The organism is Streptomyces sp. CC224B (assembly GCF_030010595.1).
In the GTDB taxonomy this organism is placed as follows: domain Bacteria; phylum Actinomycetota; class Actinomycetes; order Streptomycetales; family Streptomycetaceae; genus Streptomyces; species Streptomyces longispororuber.
The window spans coordinates 18,400-37,917 of the sequence record NZ_JASCXL010000042.1 but is presented as its reverse complement, the minus strand read 5'-3'; the positions used below and the strand labels follow the sequence as shown (position 1 = coordinate 37,917).

Genomic DNA, 19,518 nt, shown 5'->3' with positions numbered 1-19,518 from the left:
GTCGAAGCACGGACAGACGGAAGGGAAACCAGCCCGTCCGGCGCTTGAGGACGAGCCGCGGAGCGGCGATGGAGGGCGGGTGGGTGGGGGATACCGCCCGCCCGTACGCGGGGCCCGGCGACCACCACGGCAGGGCAGGCCCCGCCGCCGCGGCGCGGAGCAGCCCCGGCCGCCGCCTCGGCGAGGGCGGACCCCGCCGCCGCAGCGGAGGCAAGCCCGCCCGCAGTGGAGGGAGGCCCCACCGCCGCCGCAGCGGAGGCAAGCCCGGCCGCAGTGGAGGCTGGCCCGGCCGTCGCGGTGTAGGGCAGGTCCGGGCGTCGCCCCGGTGGGGGCGGGGCCCCGCGGTGGGTCAGACCTCGTAGCGGGACGGGGCGAAGCGGGAGAGGTTTTCGGCCACCCAGGCCGAAGTGCGCTTCAGGCCCTCCGCGAGGGGGACTTCGGGGGTCCACCCGGCCCACTCCCGGGCCCGGGTGTTGTCGGAGACGAGCCGCTCGACCTCGCTGCCGGCGGGCCGCACCCGCGCGGGGTCCGCCACCACCACCGCCTCCCGCCCGCTCGCAGCGACCAGCGCCGCCGCCAGCTCCCCCACCGAGATCTCCCGCCCCACCCCGAGGTTCACCACGTGCCCGAGCACCCGCTCACTCGCGGCCACCGCGAGGAACCCGCGCGCGGTGTCCGTCACGTACGTGAAGTCCCGCGTCGGCGTGAGCGAGCCGAGCCTGATCTCCCGTGCCCCGGAGTGGAGTTGGGCGAGGATGGTGGGGATGACGGCCCGGGCCGACTGCCGGGGCCCGTACGTGTTGAAGGGCCGGACGACCGCCACGGGCAGCTCGAAGGCGTGCCAGTGGGACAGCGCGGTCATGTCGGCGCCGATCTTCGACGCGGAGTACGGCGACTGCGGTTGCAGCGGGTGGCTCTCGCCGATGGGCACGGTCCGCGCCGTCCCGTACACCTCGCTGGTCGAGGTGTGCACCAGACGCCGTACCGCGTGCCGCCGGCAGGCCTCCGCGACGTTCTCCGTACCGACGACGTTCGTCTGCACGTACGCGCCCGGGGAGTCGTACGAGTACGGGATGCCGATGAGCGCCGCCAGGTGGAAGACGGTGTCGCAGCCGGCGACGGCGTCGTCGACGCGCCCGGCGTCGCGGACGTCCCCGGTGACGAACTCGACCCGCGGGTCGTCGAGGAGGTGCGCCAGGTTGCCCTTCTCGGCGTACGGCTTGTAGTGCGTGAAGGCGCGGACGCGGGCGCCGCGCTCCAGGAGCAGGTCGACGAGGGCGGAGCCGATGAAGCCCTCGGCGCCGGTGACGAGGACGGTGCGGTCGCGCCAGTCGAAGGCGGGCGCGGCGGCGGTGGGCGTGACGGGGGCGGTCGGCGTGGTCATGCGGCGTTCTCCAGGGGGTCGTCGTGGGCGGGGTGGGGTCCGTGGTCCGCCGTGCGGGCCAGGTCGATGACGCGCGCGGCGAGCAGGTCGGCGGCGCGGGCGTGGGGGCCGGGGTCGGCGGCGCCGCTCATGGCGGCGAGCCGCGCGGGGGCGTCGAGGAGCGGCCCGACCAGCGCGGCGAGCCGGTCGGCCGTGGCCTCCGCGTCGGGCAGGAGCAGACCGGCGCCGGCGTCGCTGAGGACCCGGGCGTTGTGGGTCTGGTGGTCGCCGGGCGCGTGCGGGTAGGGCACGAGGACGGCCGGTACGCCGGTGCTGGCCAGCTCGGCGACCGTCGCGGAGCCCGCGCGGCACACCACCAGGTCGGCGGCGGCGTACGCGAGGTCCATCCGGTCCAGGTAGGGCACGGCGCGGGCGACGGCGTCGGCCCCCGTGCGGGCCAGCCGGTCCCGGGCCTCGTCGAGCGCCGCCGGGCCGGTCTTGACCAGCAGGCGGACGTCGCCGCGCCACCGCCACCGCGCGGCGAGCCCGAGCGCGGCCTCGGTGAGCCGGGCCGCGCCGAGGCTGCCGCCGTTGACGAGCAGCAGCCGCGCCCCCTCCGGCACGCCGAGCGCGCGGCGCGCCTCGGCACGCAGGGCGGGCCGGTCGAGCCGGGCGAGCGCGTCGGCGATGGGCATGCCGGTGACGTGCGCGCGGTGGCCGCCCGGCAGGTGGTCACGGCCGCACTCGAAGGCGACGGCGATGTGCGGGGTGAGGCGGGCGGCGAAGCGGTTGGCGCGGCCGGGAACGGCGTTGGACTCGTGGATGAGGCTGGGCAGCCCGGCCGTGCGGGCGCCGAGGATCACCGGGGCGCTCGGGTAGCCGCCCATGCCGACGGCGACGTGCGCGCCGCGCTCCCGCAGCACGGCACGGACCTGCGCGGCGGACCGCAGCAGGTCGGCGGGGAGCAGGAACCGGCGCGCCCCGAGCGCGGGGTCGAACGGGATCATGTCGACGGTGTGCAGCCGGTACCCGGCCTCGGGGACGAGCCGGGTCTCCAGGCCGCGCTCGGTCCCGACGAACGAGACCACGGCCCCGGGCACGGCCCGCCGCAGCGCGTCGGCGAGGGCGAGCCCCGGGTAGATGTGCCCGCCGGTACCGCCCGCGCCGATCACGACGGACAGGGCCCGGGGCGGACCGGGACGGCTTGCGGTGGGGGTGACGGAAGTGACGGCTGCCTTCATACGGCCCCACCCTCGGCACCCGCCCTAAGAGGCTTCTAAGAGCCACGTGCGGCACGGTGGACGCATGCACCACACGCCCAGCCGACACCCCTCGACCCCCGAACCACCGACCCCCGAACCACCGAGCCCCGAACCACCGAGCCCCGAAGGGGCGCGGGGAACTGCGCGACCAGCCACAAGCCACCCGCAGACGAGAACCCCACTGCCGGCCCCGGAAGGGGCGCGGGGAACTGCGCGACAAGCCACAGCACACCCGCACCCGACGGACAGCCCCTCGCACCCCCCACGGAAAATGCCCCCGCCCCGGCAGGGCCCCCCGGCCCCGGCAGGGGCAGCCACCCCGGCAGGGGCAGCCACCCCGGCCCAGGGAAAACCCCCGGCCCAGGTGACCACCCCATGACGACCTCCCCGGCGAGAAAGGTGCTGGTCGTCGACGACGACCCCGAAGTCCGCGCGGCGGTGGAGGACGCCCTCACGGTCGCCGGCCACCGGGTCCGCGGCGCCGCCGACGGCCAGCAGGCGCTCACCGCCGTCGCCCGCTGGGAGCCCGACCTCGTCGTGCTCGACGTGATGATGCCCGTCCTCGACGGCCTCGCCGTGTGCCGCCGGCTCCGGGCCGTCGGCGACCGCGTCCCCGTGCTCGTGCTGACCGCCCTGGACGCGGTGAGCGACCGGGTCGACGGCCTCGACGCGGGCGCCGACGACTACCTGGTCAAGCCGTTCGCGCTGGACGAGCTGGTGGCCCGCGTCCGCGCGCTGCTGCGCCGGGCGGCCCCCGACCCGGACGGCCCGGACGGGCCGGGCGGCGACGGCACCCTGGCGTACGGGGACCTCACCCTGGACCCCCGCACCCGCACCGGCCTGCGCGCCGGGCGCCGCATCGAGTTCAGCCGCACCGAGGCCACGCTCCTCGAACTGCTGCTGCGCAACGCGGGCCAGGTGCTGCCGCGCGAGCTGATCCACGAGGCGGTGTGGGGCCGCGACTTCGGGCCGGACTCCAACTCCCTGGCGGTGTACGTGGGGTATCTGCGCCGCAAGCTGGAGTCGGGCGGCGAGAGTCGCCTGGTGCACACCGTGCACGGCGTCGGCTACCGCCTCGGTACGCCGTGAGCGCGGCCCGCGCCGAGGACGGCGTGAGCGCGCCGCGCGCCGAGGGTGCGCCCCGCCGTGCCCGCCGTGCCCGCCGCGCCCCAGGAGCCCGCTGGCGCCGCCGCCACCCCCTGCGCACCCGGCTCGCGGTGGCCGCGTCCGCCGCCGTCGCCGTCGTGGCGGTCGGCGTCTGCGCCGCCGCCTTCCTCGTCATCCGCTACAAGCTGTACCAGCAGCTCGACCAGAACCTCGCCCAGTCCGCGACCCTCATCGCCCAGCAGCACCGGGACCAGGACCGCGGCGTCGTCACCGGCGAGTGCCGCTTCCTCGGCGCGCCCGCCTGCTCCCAGCTCGTCCCGGCGGACGCGGCCGACGACCCGGACGAGCCGTGGCTGCTGCCCGTGTCCGCCGCCACCCGCCAGGTCGCCGCGGGCGCGCGGGCGCCGTACTACACGGGTCTCACCCTGCCCGGCGGCAAGCCGGGCCGCATGCTCACCACCACCTACGGCAAGGGCACCGCCGTGCAGGTCGCCCTGCGCGCGGACATCGCCGAGCGCGGGGTCCGGCAGACCGCGGCGATCCTGTCCGTGGTGGGCGGCGCGGGGGTCCTGCTGTCCGCGCTCGGCGGCTACTGGGTGTCCCGTACGGGGCTCGCGCCCGTGGCCCGGCTCACCGCGACCGCCGAGCGCATCGCGGCGACCCGCGACGCCCGGCACCGCATCGAGCTGCCGCCGGGGCCGCCGGGCCGCGAGGACGAGATCACGCGTCTTGCCGCCGCGTTCAACACCATGCTCGGCGAGCTGGAGGAGTCCGTCGCGGCCCGCCGCCGCCTCGTCGCCGACGCCTCGCACGAGCTGCGGACGCCGCTGACCGCGCTGCGCACGAACGCCGAGCTGCTGGCCCGGGCCGACCTGCTGAACGAGGCCCAGCGGAACCGGGCCTCGGGCGCGCTCGCCCGGCAGCTCCGGGAGGTGACCGGCCTGGTCAACGACCTCATCGAGCTGGCGCGCGACGAGGAGCCGCGGCCGCTCCTCGAGGACGTGGCGGTGGCGCCGCTCGTGGCGCACGTGGTGGAGGCGGCGCGCGGGCACTGGCCGGGGGTGGTCCTCACGCTCGACGCGGCGCCGGACACGGCCGGGTTCACCCTGCCGGGCGTGCCCGCCCGGCTGGCGCGGCTCGTCACCAACCTCCTCGACAACGCGGCCAAGTTCAGCCCTCCGGGCGGGGTGGTGGAGGTGGCCCTCTCCCGGCGCGAGCTGACCGTGCGGGACCACGGGCCCGGCATCGCCGAGGAGGACCTGCCGCACGTCTTCGACCGCTTCTACCGCGCCGAGAAGGCCCGCGCCCTCCCCGGCTCCGGCCTGGGCCTCGCCATGGCCCGCCAGATCGCCCACGCCCACGACGCCGAACTCCACGCGGAACGCCCCCCGGACGGAGGCGCCCTGTTCCGCCTGACCTGGCCGTAGGCCTTCGCGGGTTCGCCCGGCCGCGCTGGAGGGTTCCAGCCCGTCCGGCGTTTGAGGACAAGGCGCGGAGCGCCGAAAAAGCGGGGTCCAGGGGCGGCAGCCCCTGGTTTCGGGAAAGGGGCGGGATTGGGGAGCCCCCAGCCGGGTCAGAACCCCGCCGGCTCCGTGTACACCCCCCACTCCTCCCGGAGGACACCGCAGATCTCCCCCAACGTGGCCTCCGCCCGCACCGCCTCCAGCATGGGGGCGATCATGTTGGACCCGTCCCGCGCGGCAGCGACCATCGCGTCCAGGCACGCCCGCACCCGGGCGTCGTCCCGCGCCGCCTTCCGCTCGGCGAGGAGCCGCACCTGCTCGCGCTCGACCTCGTGGCTGACCCGCAGGATCTCCAGGTCCCCGGTCACGGACCCGTGGTGGACGTTGACGCCGACGACCCGCTTGTCGCCCTTCTCCAGGGCCTGCTGGTAGCGGAACGCGGACTCGGCGATCTCGCCGGTGAACCAGCCGTCCTCGATGCCGCGCAGGATGCCGGAGGTCATCGGCCCGATGGGGTGCTGCCCGTCGGGGTGGGCCCTGAGGCCCCGCTCCTTGATCTGCTCGAAGATCTTCTCGGCCTCGGCCTCGATGCGGTCCGTGAGCTGCTCGACGTACCAGGAACCGCCCAGCGGGTCGGCCACGTTGGCGACGCCGGTCTCCTCCATGAGGACCTGCTGGGTGCGCAGCGCGATCTCGGCGGCCTGCTCGCTGGGCAGGGCGAGGGTCTCGTCGAGGGCGTTGGTGTGCAGGGAGTTGGTGCCGCCGAGGACCGCGGCGAGGGCTTCGACGGCCGTGCGTACGACGTTGTTGTACGGCTGCTGGGCGGTGAGGGAGACCCCCGCGGTCTGGGTGTGGAAGCGCAGCCACTGCGCCTTGTCGGTCCTGGCGCCGTAGACCTCCTTCATCCAGCGGGCCCAGATCCGGCGGGCGGCGCGGAACTTGGCGATCTCCTCGAAGAAGTCGACGTGGGCGTCGAAGAAGAAGGACAGGCCGGGGGCGAAGACGTCGACGTCGAGGCCGCGGCTCAGGCCCAGCTCCACGTACCCGAAGCCGTCGGCCAGCGTGTACGCGAGCTCCTGCGCGGCCGTCGCGCCGGCCTCGCGGATGTGGTAGCCGGACACGGAGAGCGGCTTGTACGCGGGGATCTCGCGGGCGCAGTGCTCCATGAGGTCGCCGATGAGGCGCAGATGGGGCTCGGGCTCGAAGAGCCACTCCTTCTGCGCGATGTACTCCTTGAAGATGTCGGTCTGCAGGGTGCCGTTGAGGGTCCCCGGATCGACGCCCTGGCGCTCGGCGGCGACCAGGTACATGCAGAAGGCGGGGACGGCCGGGCCGGAGATCGTCATCGACGTGGTGACGTCGCCGAGGGGGATGCCCCGGAACAGGACCTCCATGTCGGCCGCCGAGTCGATGGCGACGCCGCAGTGGCCGACCTCGCCCAGGGAGCGCGGGTCGTCGGAGTCGCGGCCCATCAGCGTGGGCATGTCGAAGGCGACGGAGAGGCCGCCGCCGCCCGCGGCGAGGATCATCTTGTAGCGCTCGTTCGTCTGCTCGGCGTTGCCGAACCCCGCGAACTGGCGGATCGTCCACGTGCGGCCGCGGTAGCCGGTGGCGTGCAGACCGCGCGTGAACGGATACTCGCCCGGCCATCCGATCCGTTCGAAGCCCTCGTACGTGTCCCCGGGCCGGGGCCCGTAGGCAGGCTCGACCGGGTCACCGGAGAGCGTCGTGAAATCGGCGTCGCGCTTCTTCGCGGCGTCGTACCGGGCCTGCCAGCGGCGGCGGCCCTCCTCGATGGCGTGAGCGTCCATACCTCGAATTTACTAGGACGTCCTAGCAAATGTCGATGGGCAGCCGCCACGGGACGCCCCGTGGCGGTGCGGTTACGCCTTGGCGACGGCGGGCGGCGCGTCGGCGATCAGCGGCTCGACCTCGCGCACGACCTTGCGCTCGACGAAGAACGCCGCCGTCGGGATGGTGCCGGAGACCAGCACCCACAGAAGCTTGCCGAACGGCCACTTGGCCTTGGAGCCCAGGTCGAAGGCGAAGATCAGGTAGACGATGTAGAGCACGCCATGGACCTGCGAGACGACGAGCGTCAGGCCCTCACCCGTGTCGAAGCCGTACTTGGCCACCATGCAGGCGCACAGAATGAGGAGCATGACGGCGGTGACGTAGGCCATCACGCGGTAGCGGGTCAGCACGCTTCGTTTCATGCGTATGAGCGTAACCGTCCGGTTTACGCGATCTTCGGCCGACCCTGGGAGGGCGCCGGGCCCCCGCTCACGCGTCCTCGAAGTCCTGCGCGGCCACCCGCAGGGGCCGCAGCATCGCGAAGATCTCCCCGCACTCCTCCGCGTCGTACACGCCGAGGCCGAAGTCCATCGCCATCAGCTCGCGCGTGGCCTCCTCGACGACCTCGCGGCCCTTGGCCGTGATCGAGGCGAGGGTGCCGCGGCCGTCGTTCGGGTTCGGGCGCTTGGCGACCAGGCCCGATCTCACCAGCCGGTCGACGGTGTTCGTCACGGAGGTGGGGTGCACCATCAGGCGCTCGCCGATCTTGGACATCGGCAGCTCGCCGGCCTTGGAGAAGGAGAGCAGCACCAGGGCCTCGTAGCGCGCGAAGGTCAGTCCGTAGGGCTTGACCACCGCGTCGACCTCGGCGAGCAGGATCTGGTGGGCGCGCATGATGGAGGTGATGGCGCCCATGGCGGGCACGGACCCCCAGCGCTGCTTCCAGAGCTCGTCGGCACGGGCGATGGGATCGAAGGGGAGGCTGAGCGGCTTCGGCACAGCGTCGACCTTAGCCGCCGGTCAGGGGGTGGTCAGCCCCGGTCTCACGATTCGGCCGTACGTTCGCTTTTCGGGACACGGTCACCGGTGGCGGGGCACGGGACGGCGGGCGGCGGGCGCCGCCGGGCCGTCCTGCGGACCTCCGCGACGAGCGCCAGGCAGCACGCCGTGCCGAGCGCGCCCGCCGCCGCGACCACCGTGCTCACCGCGAAGAACTCCGCGGCCAGGCCCGCGAGCGCCATGCCGACGCCCTGGAGCGTCATCAGGCCCGTCGTGTGCACGGTCATCGCGCGGCCGCGCAGCTCCCGGGGCACCGCGTCCACGAACCAGCGGTCGAGCCCGAGGGTGTACGCCGACCCGGCACCGGCCAGCACCAGGGCGGGCAGCGCGAGGGCGAGGCCCGGCGCGGCGGCGTACACGAGCAGCGGCAGCAGCGTGGTGGCGGCGAGCGGCAGCACGATCCGGGCGCGGGCCCGGGTGCTGAGCGCGGAGCCCGCGTACAGCTCGGCCGCGATGGTGCCCACCGGCATCGCGCACATCAGCAGGCCGATCCCGGCGGAGCCCGCGCCGATCTGCTCCGCGTACGGCGCGGCCAGCGCCTCCGGCGCGACGGCGAACATCGGCGGCGCCCAGAACAGCAGCAGGAGCGCCCGCAGCCGGCGGTCGCCGAGGACCGCGCGGGCCCCGGCCAGGGAGTGGCGCATCAGGGTTGCCCCGCCGCCGGGTCCCGGCGCGCCGCCGCGCGCGGGCCGCCGCCGCGTGCCGCAGCGCAGCAGCACCGCCGAGGCGGCGAACGTACCGACGGTGATCACCAGGGCGCCACGCGGCGGTACGAGGGTGAGCAGCACCCCGCCGAGGCCGAAGCCGACGAGGACGGCGCTCTGCGAGACCATCCGCAGCAGCGAGCGCCCGAGGACGAACAGGTCGCCGTCGCCGAGGACGTCGGCGAGCGTCGCCATCCGCGTGCCGTTGAAGACGGGCGCGACGGCGGCGATCGCGCAGCGCAGCACGAGCAGCGCGGCCACCGGCGCGACGGGCAGCGCCATCAGCGCGGCGCACCCGGCGCACAGCAGGTCGCAGGAGACGAGGACGCGCCGGGGCGGGTACCGGTCGGCGACCCCGGCGAACAGCGTCCCGCCGACGAGGTACGGCAGCAGGCCGAGGGCGAAGGCCAGCGCGCTGAGCAGCGGCGATCCGGTCAGCTCGTACACGAGGACGGTCAGCGCGATCTCGCTGACGACGACGCCGAGCAGCGACAGGGCGTGGGCGGCGAAGACGGCGCGGAACTCGCGGACGGCGAAGACGCGCCGGTAGCCGCTGCCGGGCGCGGCGGCGGGGGTGGCGGGGGTGGCTTGCTCGGGCATGCGCCCACCCTGGTGGCGGCCGGGCCCGGCTCCTAGAGTTTCGGCTCCGGCCGAAACTCCGCCGCACCCGCCCCCTGGCCCTGTCGCCGTTGCCCTCGTCGTCGTGGAGCGTCCCGTGCCCTTCGAACTGCACTTCGGCGAGGCCGACCTGCTGCGCTGCCGGTTCGCCGTGTCCCCGCTGTGGGAGACGCAGGCGGCGGTGCGGGCGCTGAAGCCGCCCGGGCGGCACGGCCCCCACACGTGGTGGCGGCGGCAGACGCGGGTGGCTGCCGAGGAGCTCGACCTCGCCGCCCTGTGGCTGCTGATGCCCGTGCGCGGCCACAACCCCGACTTCCTCGGGCCGCCGCCGCTGGGCCCGGCGGCCTCCTTCGACGAGGAGATCGCGGCGGTCCGCGCGGCCGACCCCGAGGCCGCCCGCACGGACCTGGCGAAGGCCCTCGCGGACACCCCCGGCGCGGCGGACAGCCCGCTCGGCCGCCGCCTCCTGGCCGACCCGGCGCGCTCCGTACGGGAGCTGGCGGGGGCCCTGGAGGCGGCGTGGCACGCCCTGGTGGAGCCGCACTGGCCCCGGCTGCGGTCGCTCCTGGACGCGGACGTGGCGTACCACTCGCGGCGGCTCGCGGAGGTCGGCCTCGGGGCGCTGCTTCCGGAGCTCGACCGGCGGCTCGCCTGGGAGGCGGGCACCACCCTGACCGCGCGCTGGCACGGCCGCCACACGCGCCGCCTGGACGGGCGGGGTCTGGTGCTCATGCCGAGCGTCTTCAGCTGGCCGGAGGTGATCAGCGGGTTCGACCCGCCGTGGCAGCCGACCCTGGTGTACCCCGCCCGCGGCATCGCGGACTGGTGGGCGGCGCCCGCGGACCACACCCCCGAGGCCCTGGCGCGCCTCCTGGGCCGCAACCGCGCCGCCGTCCTGACCGCGCTCGCCCAACCGGCCACCACGTCCGCGCTCGCCCAGCACCTCGGCCTCGCCCCGTCCTCGGTCTCCGCGCACCTGTCGACGCTGCGGGCGGCGGGCCTGCTGCACGCGCGCCGGTACGGCCATCAGGTGCTGTACGAGCGCACGCCCCTCGGCGCCGCCCTGGCGACGGGCGGCTGAGGAGCGCCCGGGTCGCCCTCGCGCGACGGGCGCCGCCGCACACGCCCCCTGTCCCACGGGCGGCCGACACCGGCCCCCGTCGGCGGTGTCGCACCCCCGAGCGATTAATCCCCTATGCCAGGATTGCCCGGCACCGACCCGTACGTCACCATCGCCCTAGGGGGCTGGATGCACCGGCTGCTCCGTACGTTCACGGCACTCACGGCCGCCGCGGCCTTCGGGCTCGCGGCGGGGTGCTCGTCCGGCTCCGGCGGTTCCGGCGACTCCGGCGGCTCCGGCACGAAGGAGCAGGGCGCCGCCCCCTCGGCCGCCGCCACGGCAAAGCCCGCGCACCCCTTCTGGGTCGACCCGGAGAGCGCCGCCGCGCGGCAGGTGCGCGAGTGGGAGCGCAAGGGCCGCACCCGGGACGCGCAGGCGCTCAAGCGGATCGCCGAGCAGCCGATGGCGGTGTGGCCGGCGGGCGACGACCCGGCCCCGGACATCCGCGAGGCCACCCGGGGCGCCGCCGACGGGGACCGCACGGCGGTGCTCGTGGCGTACAACATCCCGCACCGCGACTGCGGCCAGCACTCGGCGGGCGGCGCGCACGACGCGGAGTACTACCGGAAGTGGCTCGGCTCCTTCGCCGAGGCCATCGGGGACAGCCCGGCGCTGGTGATCCTGGAGCCGGACGCGATCCCGCACATCGTGGACGGCTGCACCCCGGCCGAGTACCACGAGGAGCGCTACCAGCTGCTCTCCGAGGCGATCCAGCGGCTCAAGCGGCAGCCGCGCGTGAAGGTCTACCTGGACGCGGGCAACCCCGGCTGGATCACCGACGCCCGCAAGCTCACCGAGCCGCTGCAGCGGGCCGGCGTCGCGAAGGCCGACGGCTTCTCGCTCAACGTCTCCAACTTCCAGAGCGACGAGACCACCAAGCGGTACGGCCGGGAGCTCTCCGCCACCGTCGGCGGCAAGCACTTCGTCATGGACACCAGCCGCAACGGCCGCGGCCCGCTCGCGGGCGACCGCGAGGACGCCTGGTGCAACCCGCCGGGCCGCGGCCTCGGCACCCCGCCCACCGACCGGACGGGCGACCCGCTGCTCGACGCCTACCTGTGGATCAAGCGCCCCGGCGACTCCGACGGCCCCTGCCGCGGCGGCCCCGCGGCCGGCCAGTGGTGGCCCGACTACGCGCTCGGCCTGGTGCGCAACGCGAAGGCCTAGCCCACCTGCCGACCGCCCTGGCCAAAAGGCGCCCGGGACTGGCAGCCTCGGGGCCCATGCGCGAAGAGTTGTCGCAAGCGGGCCACGGCATCCGGTTCGAGTGGGGCCCGGCCGGGGCGAAGCAGCTCGCCCCGGCGGTGTCCTGCCTGGTGATCGTCGACGTCCTGTCGTTCTCCACGTCGGTGTCCGTCGCCGTGGAGTCGGGCGCGCGGGTCTTCCCCTGCCCGTGGCGCGACGAGAGCGCGACGGCCTTCGCCCGGCAGGTCGACGCCCACCTCGCGGTGGGCCGCCGGGCCGTCACCGCGGACTCGCCGTGGTCCCTCTCCCCGGCCGCGCTGCGCCGCGCGCCCTTCACGCCCCGTCTCGTGCTGCCCTCGCCGAACGGCTCGGCCATCGCGGCCTCGGCGGGCGCGGCGACCGTCGCCGCCGGGTCGCTGCGCAACGGCACCGCCGTCGGGCGGTGGCTCGCCGGACAGGGGCACAGCACCGTCGAACGCCCCGTCGGGGTGTTCGCGGCGGGTGAGCGGTGGCCCGACGGCAGCCTGCGGCCCGCCGTCGAGGACCTGCTCGGCGCGGGGGCCGTGATCGCCGCGCTGTGCGCGCAGGGCCGCACCGGGCTGTCCCCGGAGGCCGCCGCGGCCGTGGCCGCGTTCGCCGCGGCCGTCGACGTGGGCGCCGCCGTGGCGGGCGGCTCCTCCGGCCGGGAGCTGGCCGCGGGCGGCTTCGCCGAGGACGTGGCGGTGGCGACGGAGCTGGACGCGAGCAGCCAGGTGCCGGTGCTGCGGCACGGGGCGTTCGTCCCGGCCTGAGGCCTCGGCCGCGCGGCGCGGCTACGTGACGTGCACCCACTTGGCCTCCGAGGAGGCCCCGTCCGTGTCCGTCACGAAGAGCATGTACCAGCCGGGCGGCACCAGCGCCGTGTCGCCGCGCGGTACGTCCACCGTCACCGAGCCCGGGCCCTTGGTCACGCCGAGGGCGATGGAGCGCTGCTCGACGTCCGTGGTGTGGGTGACGGCGCTCGGGCGCATCAGCCGGGCCGAGGCGATCTTCTCCGGGTGCGCGGTACGGAAGGTCGCGCGGCCGTCGGCCGGCAGCACCTGCGGTCCGGCGCCGAGGACGGGCCGGTCCTTGCCCGAGCGGTGCAGCGCGGGCGGCGTGTAGACCTCCATGCGCTGCTCGAAGTGGCCGAGCTTGGTGTTCTGCTCGTTGTCGAAGAGCGGGTCGGAGCCGAAGGTGGCGACGCGGCCGTCGGGCAGCAGCAGCGCCTCGGAGTGGTAGTTGCGGCCCACGGTGGGCTCGGCGGCGGTGCGGAAGGCGCCCCGGCCCGCGTTCGCCTTCGGGTCGTAGAACTGCGCCTTGAGGATGTTGCTGGCGCTGCGCCCGCGGTAGTCGGAGGAGCCGTTGGTGGTGAAGACGGTGTCGTCCGGCATGATCACGCTGTTCAGGTAGCGGGTGCCCTGGGGCAGCCGCGGCCCGGTCCGGAAGGACGGGTTGTCCTGCTTGAGGTCGACGACGGCCGTGCGGCGCGTGGACTTGTCCGACTCCCCGACGCCGCCCCCGCCGAGGATCATCACCCTCTGGTCCTGGGCGGGCGGAAGCAGCACGGACGCCGACGTCTCGGTCTGGTCGAGGTCGGCGAGCCCGGGCACCTTGGTGAACTTGTTGCTCTTCAGGTCCCACAGGCCCGGCTCGCGGCCCTGGTCGGCGGGGCCGTACCCGGCGTTGGAGGCGGGGTAGAAGAGCTTGCCGCCCTTGGTGAGGAACAGCGCCGGGTAGGTCGGGAAGTAGCGCTTGGGCCCCTCCGTCCACTTCTTGGTCTTCGGGTCGTAGATCTCGTTGTCGCCCGGGTCGATGACGCCGACGTCGTCGAGCCCGGACACCGCGAGCACCCGGCCGTCCTCCAGGCCCACGAGCGTGGGGTACCAGCGGGCCTTCTTCATCGGCTCCACGGGGACGTACCGCTCGGCCACCGGGTCGAATTCGTAGGCCGCCCTGATGCCCTGGAAGTCCTGCTTGTCCAGGGTGAGCTTCTCGGCGATGCCGTAGGTGTTGTCGGCGGCCTTGCCCTTGAGGCCCTGGATCTCGTACTGCGCGGACTCCTCGGCGACCGACTCCTCGCCCTTGCGGACCGCCTCCACGAAGACCCGGGCCTCGCTCGCGAGGATCTTCGTCTTCCAGGGCTTCATCTCGCCGGACTTCGCGTACGAGATCTCGAAGTCGCGCTCGGCCTTCGGGACCTCCACGTCGAACTTGCTGACGTACTCGACCCCGGAGGGCGAGCGGAACTTCGTGCCCTTCTTCAGGACGATCGGCTCATCCGGGTTCTCGTTCTTCACGCGCATGCCGCCGCCGGCGCGCTCCACCTCGCCGTCGAGCAGCTCGTACCGGGCCGTGCCGCCGGCGACGAGCAGCCGTCCGTCGGGGAGCTGGGCGTGCCCGGCGCAGAAGAAGTCCTCCGGGGTCGGCACCTTCTTGAAGGTGTTCCTCTTCGGGTCCCACAGGACCGTGTCGAAGGATCCGGCGTCGAATTTCTGCTGCTCGTTCCCCGAGCCCGCCACGATCAGCACCTTGCCGGTGTGCAGCAGCGCCGCGTGGATGGCGTTGGTCCGGAACTCCTTCGGGATGTCGAGCTGCTTCCAGGAGCCGTACTTCTTCTTGTAGCCGGGCCGGGAGATCTTGTACGCGTGGTACTTCTCCTCGGCGAAGGAGATGGCCGCGGGGGCGTTGAGGCCGATGAGCAGCGCGCCCGCCCCCGCGCCGAAGGCGATCTTCCTGGTGCGCTGGGAGAACTTGGTGAACCGCGGGGCCATGGGTCAGTTACCTCCCCTGGTCGTGCCGGTGGCGAACGCGGGCTCCGGCTCGCCGTCGGTCCCGTGCTCCGCGGGCCGCTGCCGCGCCGCGGCCCTGCGGCCCCTGCGCTCCTGGACGGCGGTGACGCTCCACACCGCGACCGGGGCGAGGGAGATGGCCATGGCGAGCACGGCCCAGGTGCGCATCGCCACGTGCGTGTGGCCGAGGACGAACGAGGCGACGAGTGAACAGCCGAGCACCGCCGTCCAGAACAGGTGGATGCGGAAGGTCAGGAGCCGGTCGGCGGTGGTCCCGCCGCCCTTGGGGGTGACGACGAAGCGGCAGGGGCGGCGCAGGATCGCCGAGCCGAGCGACTTGGCGTAGACGGGCGCGGACAGCGCGGACATGGCCATGCCCGCGAGACCGCCCGAGCCCTCGGGTTCGTGCGGCGAGACGTTGTGCCGCCGGTTCCACAGGTAGAGCCCGATCTGGAGGGCCGCGGCGTCGCTGTAGAGCATGAGCCACACGGAGGCGGCGACCTGCGTGCCCGACGCCCCGAACCACAGGAACAGCACGCAGCTCAACACGCCGAGGAGCCAGTTGACGGCCGTCATCGGGTAGTAGACGAGCATCAGCGTGTACGAGAAGAGCCGTCCGGGGGGCATCGAGAACGGCGCCTTCCAGTACTGCTGGAACACCGTCTCGTACGTGCCGCGCGACCAGCGCATCTGCTGCGTGAAGAAGTCGGTCCAGGAGGCGGGCCCCTCGCCGACGGCGAGCACGTCCGGGGTGTAGACGCTGCGCCAGTGCCGCCCGGTGGCGGGGTTCCTGTGCCGGTGCAGTTCGAAGCCGGTGGCCATGTCCTCGGTGATGGAGTCGTAGAGGCCGCCGACCTGGCGCAGCGCGGAGATGCGGACGACGTTGTTGGTGCCGACGAACATCGGCGCGCGGTAGCGGTTGCCCGCGCGCTGGATCAGCGCGTGGAAGAGGAACTGCTGGGACTCGGCCGCCTTGGTCACCGGCGAGGTGTAGTTGCCGTACACCTGCGGTCCGACGACGAACGCCACGTCCGGGTCGCGGAAGTAGCCCATCATCCGGGTCAGGAAGTTCGGCAGGGGCACGTGGTCGGTGTCGACGGAGGCGAAGAAGTCGTAGGCGCCGCCGTGCCGGGCGAGCCAGGCGTTGTAGTTGCCGTGTTTGGTGCGGGCCTTGTGCGGGCCCTTCTCGCGGTTCCACTCGGGCACGCCCTTGCGGGTGAAGTGCCGCACGCCGAGCTCCGCGCACAGGGCCTTCGCCTCGTCGTCGTCCCCCTCGTCGAGCAGCCACACGTCCAGCGGCCCGGTGTGCTCTATGCGGACCGCGCCTTCGAGGGTGGCGCGCACCATGGCCAGCGGCTCCTTGCCGGGGACGTACGTCGTCAGGAACGCCACGCGGGTGCCCGGCTCGGGCACGACGGGCACGGGGTCGCGGGCCACCATCGTCGCGTGTGCGATGGACACCACGTTGACCAGCATGAACACCTCGATCAGCCCGATCGCGACCAGCATCGTGGCGTCCAGGCCGACCAGCCAGCGGTCGCCGCCCTCGCGCTCGGTCCAGTGCGCGGGCCAGACCAGGTACACGAGCAGGGCGCCGGTCAGGAGGGGGGCGAGCACCATCAGCAGCACGGCGCGTATTCGGTGGGGCTCGCCGGCGAGGAGCGACCGGTACTGGACCCGGTAGCCGCCACCGTCCTCCGGTTCGGTCAGCGGTCCGGCCAGCCGGCTGTGGGTGTCGTAGTCGTAGCCCTCCGGCCGCACAGCGCCCTCCTCTGGTCATCGAACGAGCCGATACCCACACGAAAAGGGACATACGACGGCGTGTCGAACTGGGCGGGGCTGCCCGGGTGGTATATGCCACGTTTGCCCGCCCGGGGTTGCCTGCCCCGCTCACCCGCCCAGCCACCCGACCCTCCCCGGCTCCGACGGCGTGACTCGGGGCCCGGCCGCGTTCGCTGTGGACAACCGTCCCAGGGCTCGGCTCCGCCGAGGTGCCGCCCCGCCAGGGCACAGGGGCCCGGGACCGCCCGGGCCCTCCGGCTGTCCCGCGCGGTCAGCGCGCCGCGCGGCGGAGGCGGTGGCGCAGGGCCCGCTGGGCCACAGGGCCGAGGTCGTCGAGGGCGGCGACCAGCACCCCCAGCTCCTCCAGCGCGTCGAGCGCCCGCCGGGCCCCCTCCGCGTCCACCCCCTCGTACAGCTCGATCCCCACGAACGACGCCGCCACGGCCCGCGCCAGCCCCACCGCGTCCACGAACCCGCCCAGCGGCGACGCGCCGAGCACCCGCGCCAGGACCTGCTCCACCTCCGCCACCCACAGCGAGAGCCCCGCGGCCGTCGCCGCCGCGAGCCGCGGCTGCGTCTGCGCCCCGGCGAGGAGCTGCCCGAGCACGGCCACCGCCCCCGCGGCCCGCTCCTCCTCGTGCATCAGCCGCCCGAACTCCAGCAGCTCCCCGAGCGTCGACACCGCGGCGAGCCGCTCGCGGTAGCGGGCGACCCGCTGCTCGGTGCCGTACCGGCACGCCTCCGAGAGCAGCTCGTCCACCGACCCGAAGTGGTAGAAGACCAGCGCCTGGTTCACCCCGGCCGCCGCCGCGACACTGCGCGCGGACGTCTTGGCGATGCCCTGCTCGGTGAGCGTCCGCAACGCCCCCTCCAGCAGCTTCTCCCGCGTCGCGGCGCTCACGCGCGCGCCTCCTCGCGCACCGGCCGCAGCCCCGGCCGCACACCGCACCGCCGCACGTCCCGGTACTCCGCCCGGAAGGACCCCTCGTACCCGAACAGCGGCCCCACGTACCGGTTCACCACCCGCACCCGGACGCGGAAGCACCCGGCGGCCTCGTCGTACGACTCCCGCACCTCGGCCTCGCCGCCGACGAGGTCCGGTACGCGGACGTCCACCGGCCCCTCGCGGAACCGGTGTTCGCCGGAGCGGATGACCAGCGAGCCGTCCGGCCGCGCCGTGAGGTGCAGGTCGCTGGCGAGGTGCTGGTGGGTGCCGAGGTAGTCGAGCACGCGGTCGCCCTCGGGGGCCAGGACCATCTGGGCGTCGAACCGCCGGGCCCGCCCGGGGAAGTGGAAGGTGCGCACGAAGCTCACCGTCTCACGGCCGAAGGTGTCGGCGTACGGCACGTTCTCGATGGTGAACGGGATGTTCCGGCCCGTGCGCGGGACGAGGATGTTGCGGGTGCCGCCCAGCGCGAGGAACGGCTTCACGAAGCCCCGCCCGTGCCAGATCCGGTCCATCACCCCCCGCCCGACGCAGGCCTCGCCGCTGTCGAGCCCGACGGAGAACCGCCGCTGGAGCTGCGGGTGGAGCCGCTCGAAGCCGTCGCCGAGGACGGTGCGGAAGATCGAGGTCATGCGGACTGCTCCTGGGGTTCGGCGCCGGTCGCGGCGGCGGGCAGGCGGTCGAGGAGGCGGGGCGCACGCGCGCGGGCCGGCGGCGTGCGCAGACAGCGCCGCGCGGCGGGCGTCCCGGGCAGCGGCGGCACCAGGAGCGCGACCGCCGCCGCGGCGAGCCCGGCCACGGGCCCGCCGAGCACCCCCGCGGCGGCCACGCACAGCACGCGCGCCCCGGCTTCGGCGGCGGCCCGCACGAGCCCCCGCTCGGGCGTGACCCCGCGCTCCAGCCAGAGCCGCAGCCGGTCGAAGGACCAGGCCGTGGCCCATCCCATCAGCGGGCGGAACAGGAACCGGTCGGCGAGCGCGCCGGCGTGCCCCCAGCGCGGCCGGTAGTCGTAGCCCGTGAGGAAGCGCACGCCGTCGCCGGTCGGCACGTACCGCCAGTAGCCGCTGCCCTCGGCGAGCAGCGACAGGGGGTGCGCCGAGGCGAACCGCAGCGCCGAGGTGCGGGTGCCGTCGGGCCGCCGCTTCTCCCCCGCGCTGACGCCGGTCCCGGAGACGGTGAGGAAGGGCAGCACGCGCGTGGCGTACCGGAAGCTCTGCGGCTCGCCCGTGACGGCGGGCAGGTGGTCGATCTCCGTGAAGCGCAGGTCCCACCGCTGGTGCCGGGCTGGCTCCTGGGTGTGCTCCCACACCGTCTCGACGTCCGCCCGGATCAGGGCCTCGATGTACAGGCTCACGACGACTCCCCCCAGCTCGGCGCGGTGTTTGAGCGACTGCTCAAACACCGGTGCGCGCAAGCTACCAGCATGTTGAGCACTCGCTCAACTGCCCTGTGTCGCCCGCGGAGCCCGTAGAGCCCGCGGAGCCTGCGGAGCCCGTAGAGCCCGCGAAGCCCGTAGAGCCCCGCCAGGGCCCCGAGCGCGGGCATGCGAAAGCCCCCCGCCGGTCACCCCGGCAGGAGGCTGGAAACACCTGTGACGCGGAGACTCACCCCGCGGACAGATGCCGCTCCACGGTCTCCACCTTGGACGTCAGACCGTCCGTCACCCCGGGCCGGATGTCGGCCTTGAGGACGAGGGAGACCCGGGGCGCCCGGGCCTCCACCGCGGCGACGGCCCGCCTGACCACGTCCATCACCTCGTCCCACTCGCCCTCGACCGAGGTGAACATCGCGTCGGTGCGGTGCGGGAGCCCGGACTCGCGCACCACGCGCACGGCGTCGGCGACGTACTCCCCCACGTCCTCGCCGACGCCCAGCGGCGTCACGGAGAAGGCGACGATCACGCGTTCACGACCCCTTCGCGGCGGGCGCGCGAGGCGATGACCGCGGCCTCGGCCTCCCGCTTGAGCTTGCGGTCGGCGAAGAAGCCGCCGGCGGGCAGGACGGAGAGGACGAAGTACAGGGCGGCGGTCTTCAGGCTCCACTTGGTGCGGTTCCAGGCGTCGGCCCAGAACAGCACGTAGAGGATGAAGAGCACGCCGTGGATCATGCCCATCGCCGGCACGGCGTTGAAGTCCGTGGTCCGCTTGAGCACCGAGCAGACGATCAGGAGCAGGAAGGACACGGCCTCCGGAACGGAGATGAGGCGGAGGCGGCGGAGTGCGGAAGCGGTGTTGATGTCCACGGGTCACCTTCGAGGGGCGGGGATCGACGTCGATCTTGTGAACGGATGCACAAGCGTCCCTCA

The 19,518-nt window shown here is 74.4% G+C and carries 18 protein-coding genes; 5 read left to right on the top strand and 13 right to left on the bottom strand.

Features of this window, described 5'->3' with window-relative positions; translation table 11 throughout:
- Positions 1-349 precede the first annotated feature (349 nt).
- Together QK440_RS18455 and QK440_RS18450 are read right to left on the bottom strand one after the other, a co-directional pair.
- Positions 350-1,384, bottom strand: a complete 1,035-nt coding sequence (locus QK440_RS18455; RefSeq protein ID WP_282794217.1) for an SDR family NAD(P)-dependent oxidoreductase — start codon at positions 1,382-1,384, stop codon at positions 350-352.
- Positions 1,381-2,535, bottom strand: a complete 1,155-nt coding sequence (locus tag QK440_RS18450) for a UDP-N-acetylglucosamine--N-acetylmuramyl-(pentapeptide) pyrophosphoryl-undecaprenol N-acetylglucosamine transferase (protein ID WP_282794246.1) — start codon at positions 2,533-2,535, stop codon at positions 1,381-1,383. The genes QK440_RS18455 and QK440_RS18450 overlap by 4 nt, the downstream gene beginning before the upstream one ends.
- Before the next feature lie 465 nt (positions 2,536-3,000).
- Between QK440_RS18450 and QK440_RS18445 the strand changes: the two genes are divergently transcribed.
- Complete coding sequence (locus tag QK440_RS18445) at positions 3,001-3,714, top strand: response regulator transcription factor (RefSeq protein WP_282794216.1); 714 nt, start codon at positions 3,001-3,003, stop codon at positions 3,712-3,714.
- Between the two features lie 128 nt (positions 3,715-3,842).
- Complete coding sequence (locus tag QK440_RS18440) at positions 3,843-5,159, top strand: HAMP domain-containing sensor histidine kinase (RefSeq protein WP_282794245.1); 1,317 nt, start codon at positions 3,843-3,845, stop codon at positions 5,157-5,159.
- 146 nt (positions 5,160-5,305) lie between these two features.
- Here QK440_RS18440 and QK440_RS18435 read toward each other — a convergent pair whose 3' ends face one another.
- The 4 genes from QK440_RS18435 to QK440_RS18420 form a co-directional block, all read right to left on the bottom strand.
- Positions 5,306-7,006 carry a methylmalonyl-CoA mutase family protein gene (locus tag QK440_RS18435; RefSeq protein WP_282794215.1) on the bottom strand — a complete coding sequence of 567 codons (1,701 nt, stop codon included), beginning with the start codon at positions 7,004-7,006 and terminating at the stop codon, positions 5,306-5,308.
- Between the two features lie 72 nt (positions 7,007-7,078).
- On the bottom strand, positions 7,079-7,411 hold the full coding sequence (locus QK440_RS18430) for a DUF3817 domain-containing protein (protein WP_282794214.1): 333 nt from the start codon (positions 7,409-7,411) through the stop codon (positions 7,079-7,081).
- A 67-nt stretch (positions 7,412-7,478) separates the two neighbouring features.
- A complete protein-coding gene (locus tag QK440_RS18425; protein WP_190137189.1) occupies positions 7,479-7,988 on the bottom strand; it encodes a MarR family transcriptional regulator in 510 nt (169 codons plus the stop codon).
- A gap of 44 nt (positions 7,989-8,032) precedes the next feature.
- A complete protein-coding gene (locus QK440_RS18420) occupies positions 8,033-9,352 on the bottom strand; it encodes an MFS transporter (protein ID WP_282794213.1) in 1,320 nt (439 codons plus the stop codon).
- Between the two features lie 115 nt (positions 9,353-9,467).
- On the opposite strand from QK440_RS18420, the gene QK440_RS18415 reads away from it, so the two are divergent.
- From QK440_RS18415 to QK440_RS18405, 3 genes are all read left to right on the top strand, one after another.
- Entirely contained in the window at positions 9,468-10,451 is a 984-nt protein-coding gene (locus QK440_RS18415) for a DUF5937 family protein (protein ID WP_282794212.1), read from the top strand.
- A gap of 168 nt (positions 10,452-10,619) precedes the next feature.
- Positions 10,620-11,657, top strand: a complete 1,038-nt coding sequence (locus QK440_RS18410) for a glycoside hydrolase family 6 protein (protein WP_282794244.1) — start codon at positions 10,620-10,622, stop codon at positions 11,655-11,657.
- 56 nt (positions 11,658-11,713) lie between these two features.
- Positions 11,714-12,466: a 2-phosphosulfolactate phosphatase gene (locus QK440_RS18405; protein WP_282794211.1), complete on the top strand. Its 753-nt coding sequence runs from the start codon at positions 11,714-11,716 to the stop codon at positions 12,464-12,466.
- Between the two features lie 21 nt (positions 12,467-12,487).
- Here QK440_RS18405 and QK440_RS18400 read toward each other — a convergent pair whose 3' ends face one another.
- The 7 genes from QK440_RS18400 to QK440_RS18370 all read right to left on the bottom strand — a co-directional run bounded on the left by QK440_RS18400 (position 12,488) and on the right by QK440_RS18370 (position 19,455).
- Positions 12,488-14,467 (bottom strand): kelch motif-containing protein, encoded by a 1,980-nt coding sequence (locus QK440_RS18400; RefSeq protein WP_282794210.1) that lies wholly within the window; start codon positions 14,465-14,467, stop codon positions 12,488-12,490.
- Positions 14,468-14,470: 3 nt separating this feature from the next.
- Entirely contained in the window at positions 14,471-16,246 is a 1,776-nt protein-coding gene (locus QK440_RS18395) for a cellulose synthase catalytic subunit (protein ID WP_282794209.1), read from the bottom strand.
- Positions 16,247-16,538: 292 nt separating this feature from the next.
- Complete coding sequence (locus tag QK440_RS18390; RefSeq protein ID WP_282794208.1) at positions 16,539-17,168, bottom strand: TetR/AcrR family transcriptional regulator; 630 nt, start codon at positions 17,166-17,168, stop codon at positions 16,539-16,541.
- A complete protein-coding gene (locus QK440_RS18385; protein ID WP_282794207.1) occupies positions 17,165-17,845 on the bottom strand; it encodes a DUF4166 domain-containing protein in 681 nt (226 codons plus the stop codon). Before QK440_RS18385 ends, QK440_RS18390 begins: the two co-directional genes overlap by 4 nt.
- On the bottom strand, positions 17,842-18,567 hold the full coding sequence (locus tag QK440_RS18380) for a hypothetical protein (RefSeq protein WP_282794243.1): 726 nt from the start codon (positions 18,565-18,567) through the stop codon (positions 17,842-17,844). The genes QK440_RS18385 and QK440_RS18380 overlap by 4 nt, the downstream gene beginning before the upstream one ends.
- Before the next feature lie 250 nt (positions 18,568-18,817).
- On the bottom strand, positions 18,818-19,114 hold the full coding sequence (locus tag QK440_RS18375) for an MTH1187 family thiamine-binding protein (protein WP_282794206.1): 297 nt from the start codon (positions 19,112-19,114) through the stop codon (positions 18,818-18,820).
- Positions 19,111-19,455, bottom strand: coding sequence for a DUF3817 domain-containing protein (locus QK440_RS18370; RefSeq protein WP_190137199.1), 345 nt, complete (start codon positions 19,453-19,455; stop codon positions 19,111-19,113). Before QK440_RS18370 ends, QK440_RS18375 begins: the two co-directional genes overlap by 4 nt.
- Positions 19,456-19,518: the final 63 nt, after the last annotated feature.

Coding starts and splice junctions, on each gene's coding strand:
- QK440_RS18410 (WP_282794244.1), top strand. CDS start 10,620: ATGCACCGGCTGCTCCGTACGTTCACGGCACTCACGGCCGCCGCGGCC.
- QK440_RS18445 (WP_282794216.1), top strand. CDS start 3,001: ATGACGACCTCCCCGGCGAGAAAGGTGCTGGTCGTCGACGACGACCCC.
- QK440_RS18420 (WP_282794213.1), bottom strand. CDS start 9,352: ATGCCCGAGCAAGCCACCCCCGCCACCCCCGCCGCCGCGCCCGGCAGC.
- QK440_RS18435 (WP_282794215.1), bottom strand. CDS start 7,006: ATGGACGCTCACGCCATCGAGGAGGGCCGCCGCCGCTGGCAGGCCCGG.
- QK440_RS18455 (WP_282794217.1), bottom strand. CDS start 1,384: ATGACCACGCCGACCGCCCCCGTCACGCCCACCGCCGCCGCGCCCGCC.
- QK440_RS18430 (WP_282794214.1), bottom strand. CDS start 7,411: ATGAAACGAAGCGTGCTGACCCGCTACCGCGTGATGGCCTACGTCACC.
- QK440_RS18405 (WP_282794211.1), top strand. CDS start 11,714: ATGCGCGAAGAGTTGTCGCAAGCGGGCCACGGCATCCGGTTCGAGTGG.
- QK440_RS18385 (WP_282794207.1), bottom strand. CDS start 17,845: ATGACCTCGATCTTCCGCACCGTCCTCGGCGACGGCTTCGAGCGGCTC.
- QK440_RS18400 (WP_282794210.1), bottom strand. CDS start 14,467: ATGGCCCCGCGGTTCACCAAGTTCTCCCAGCGCACCAGGAAGATCGCC.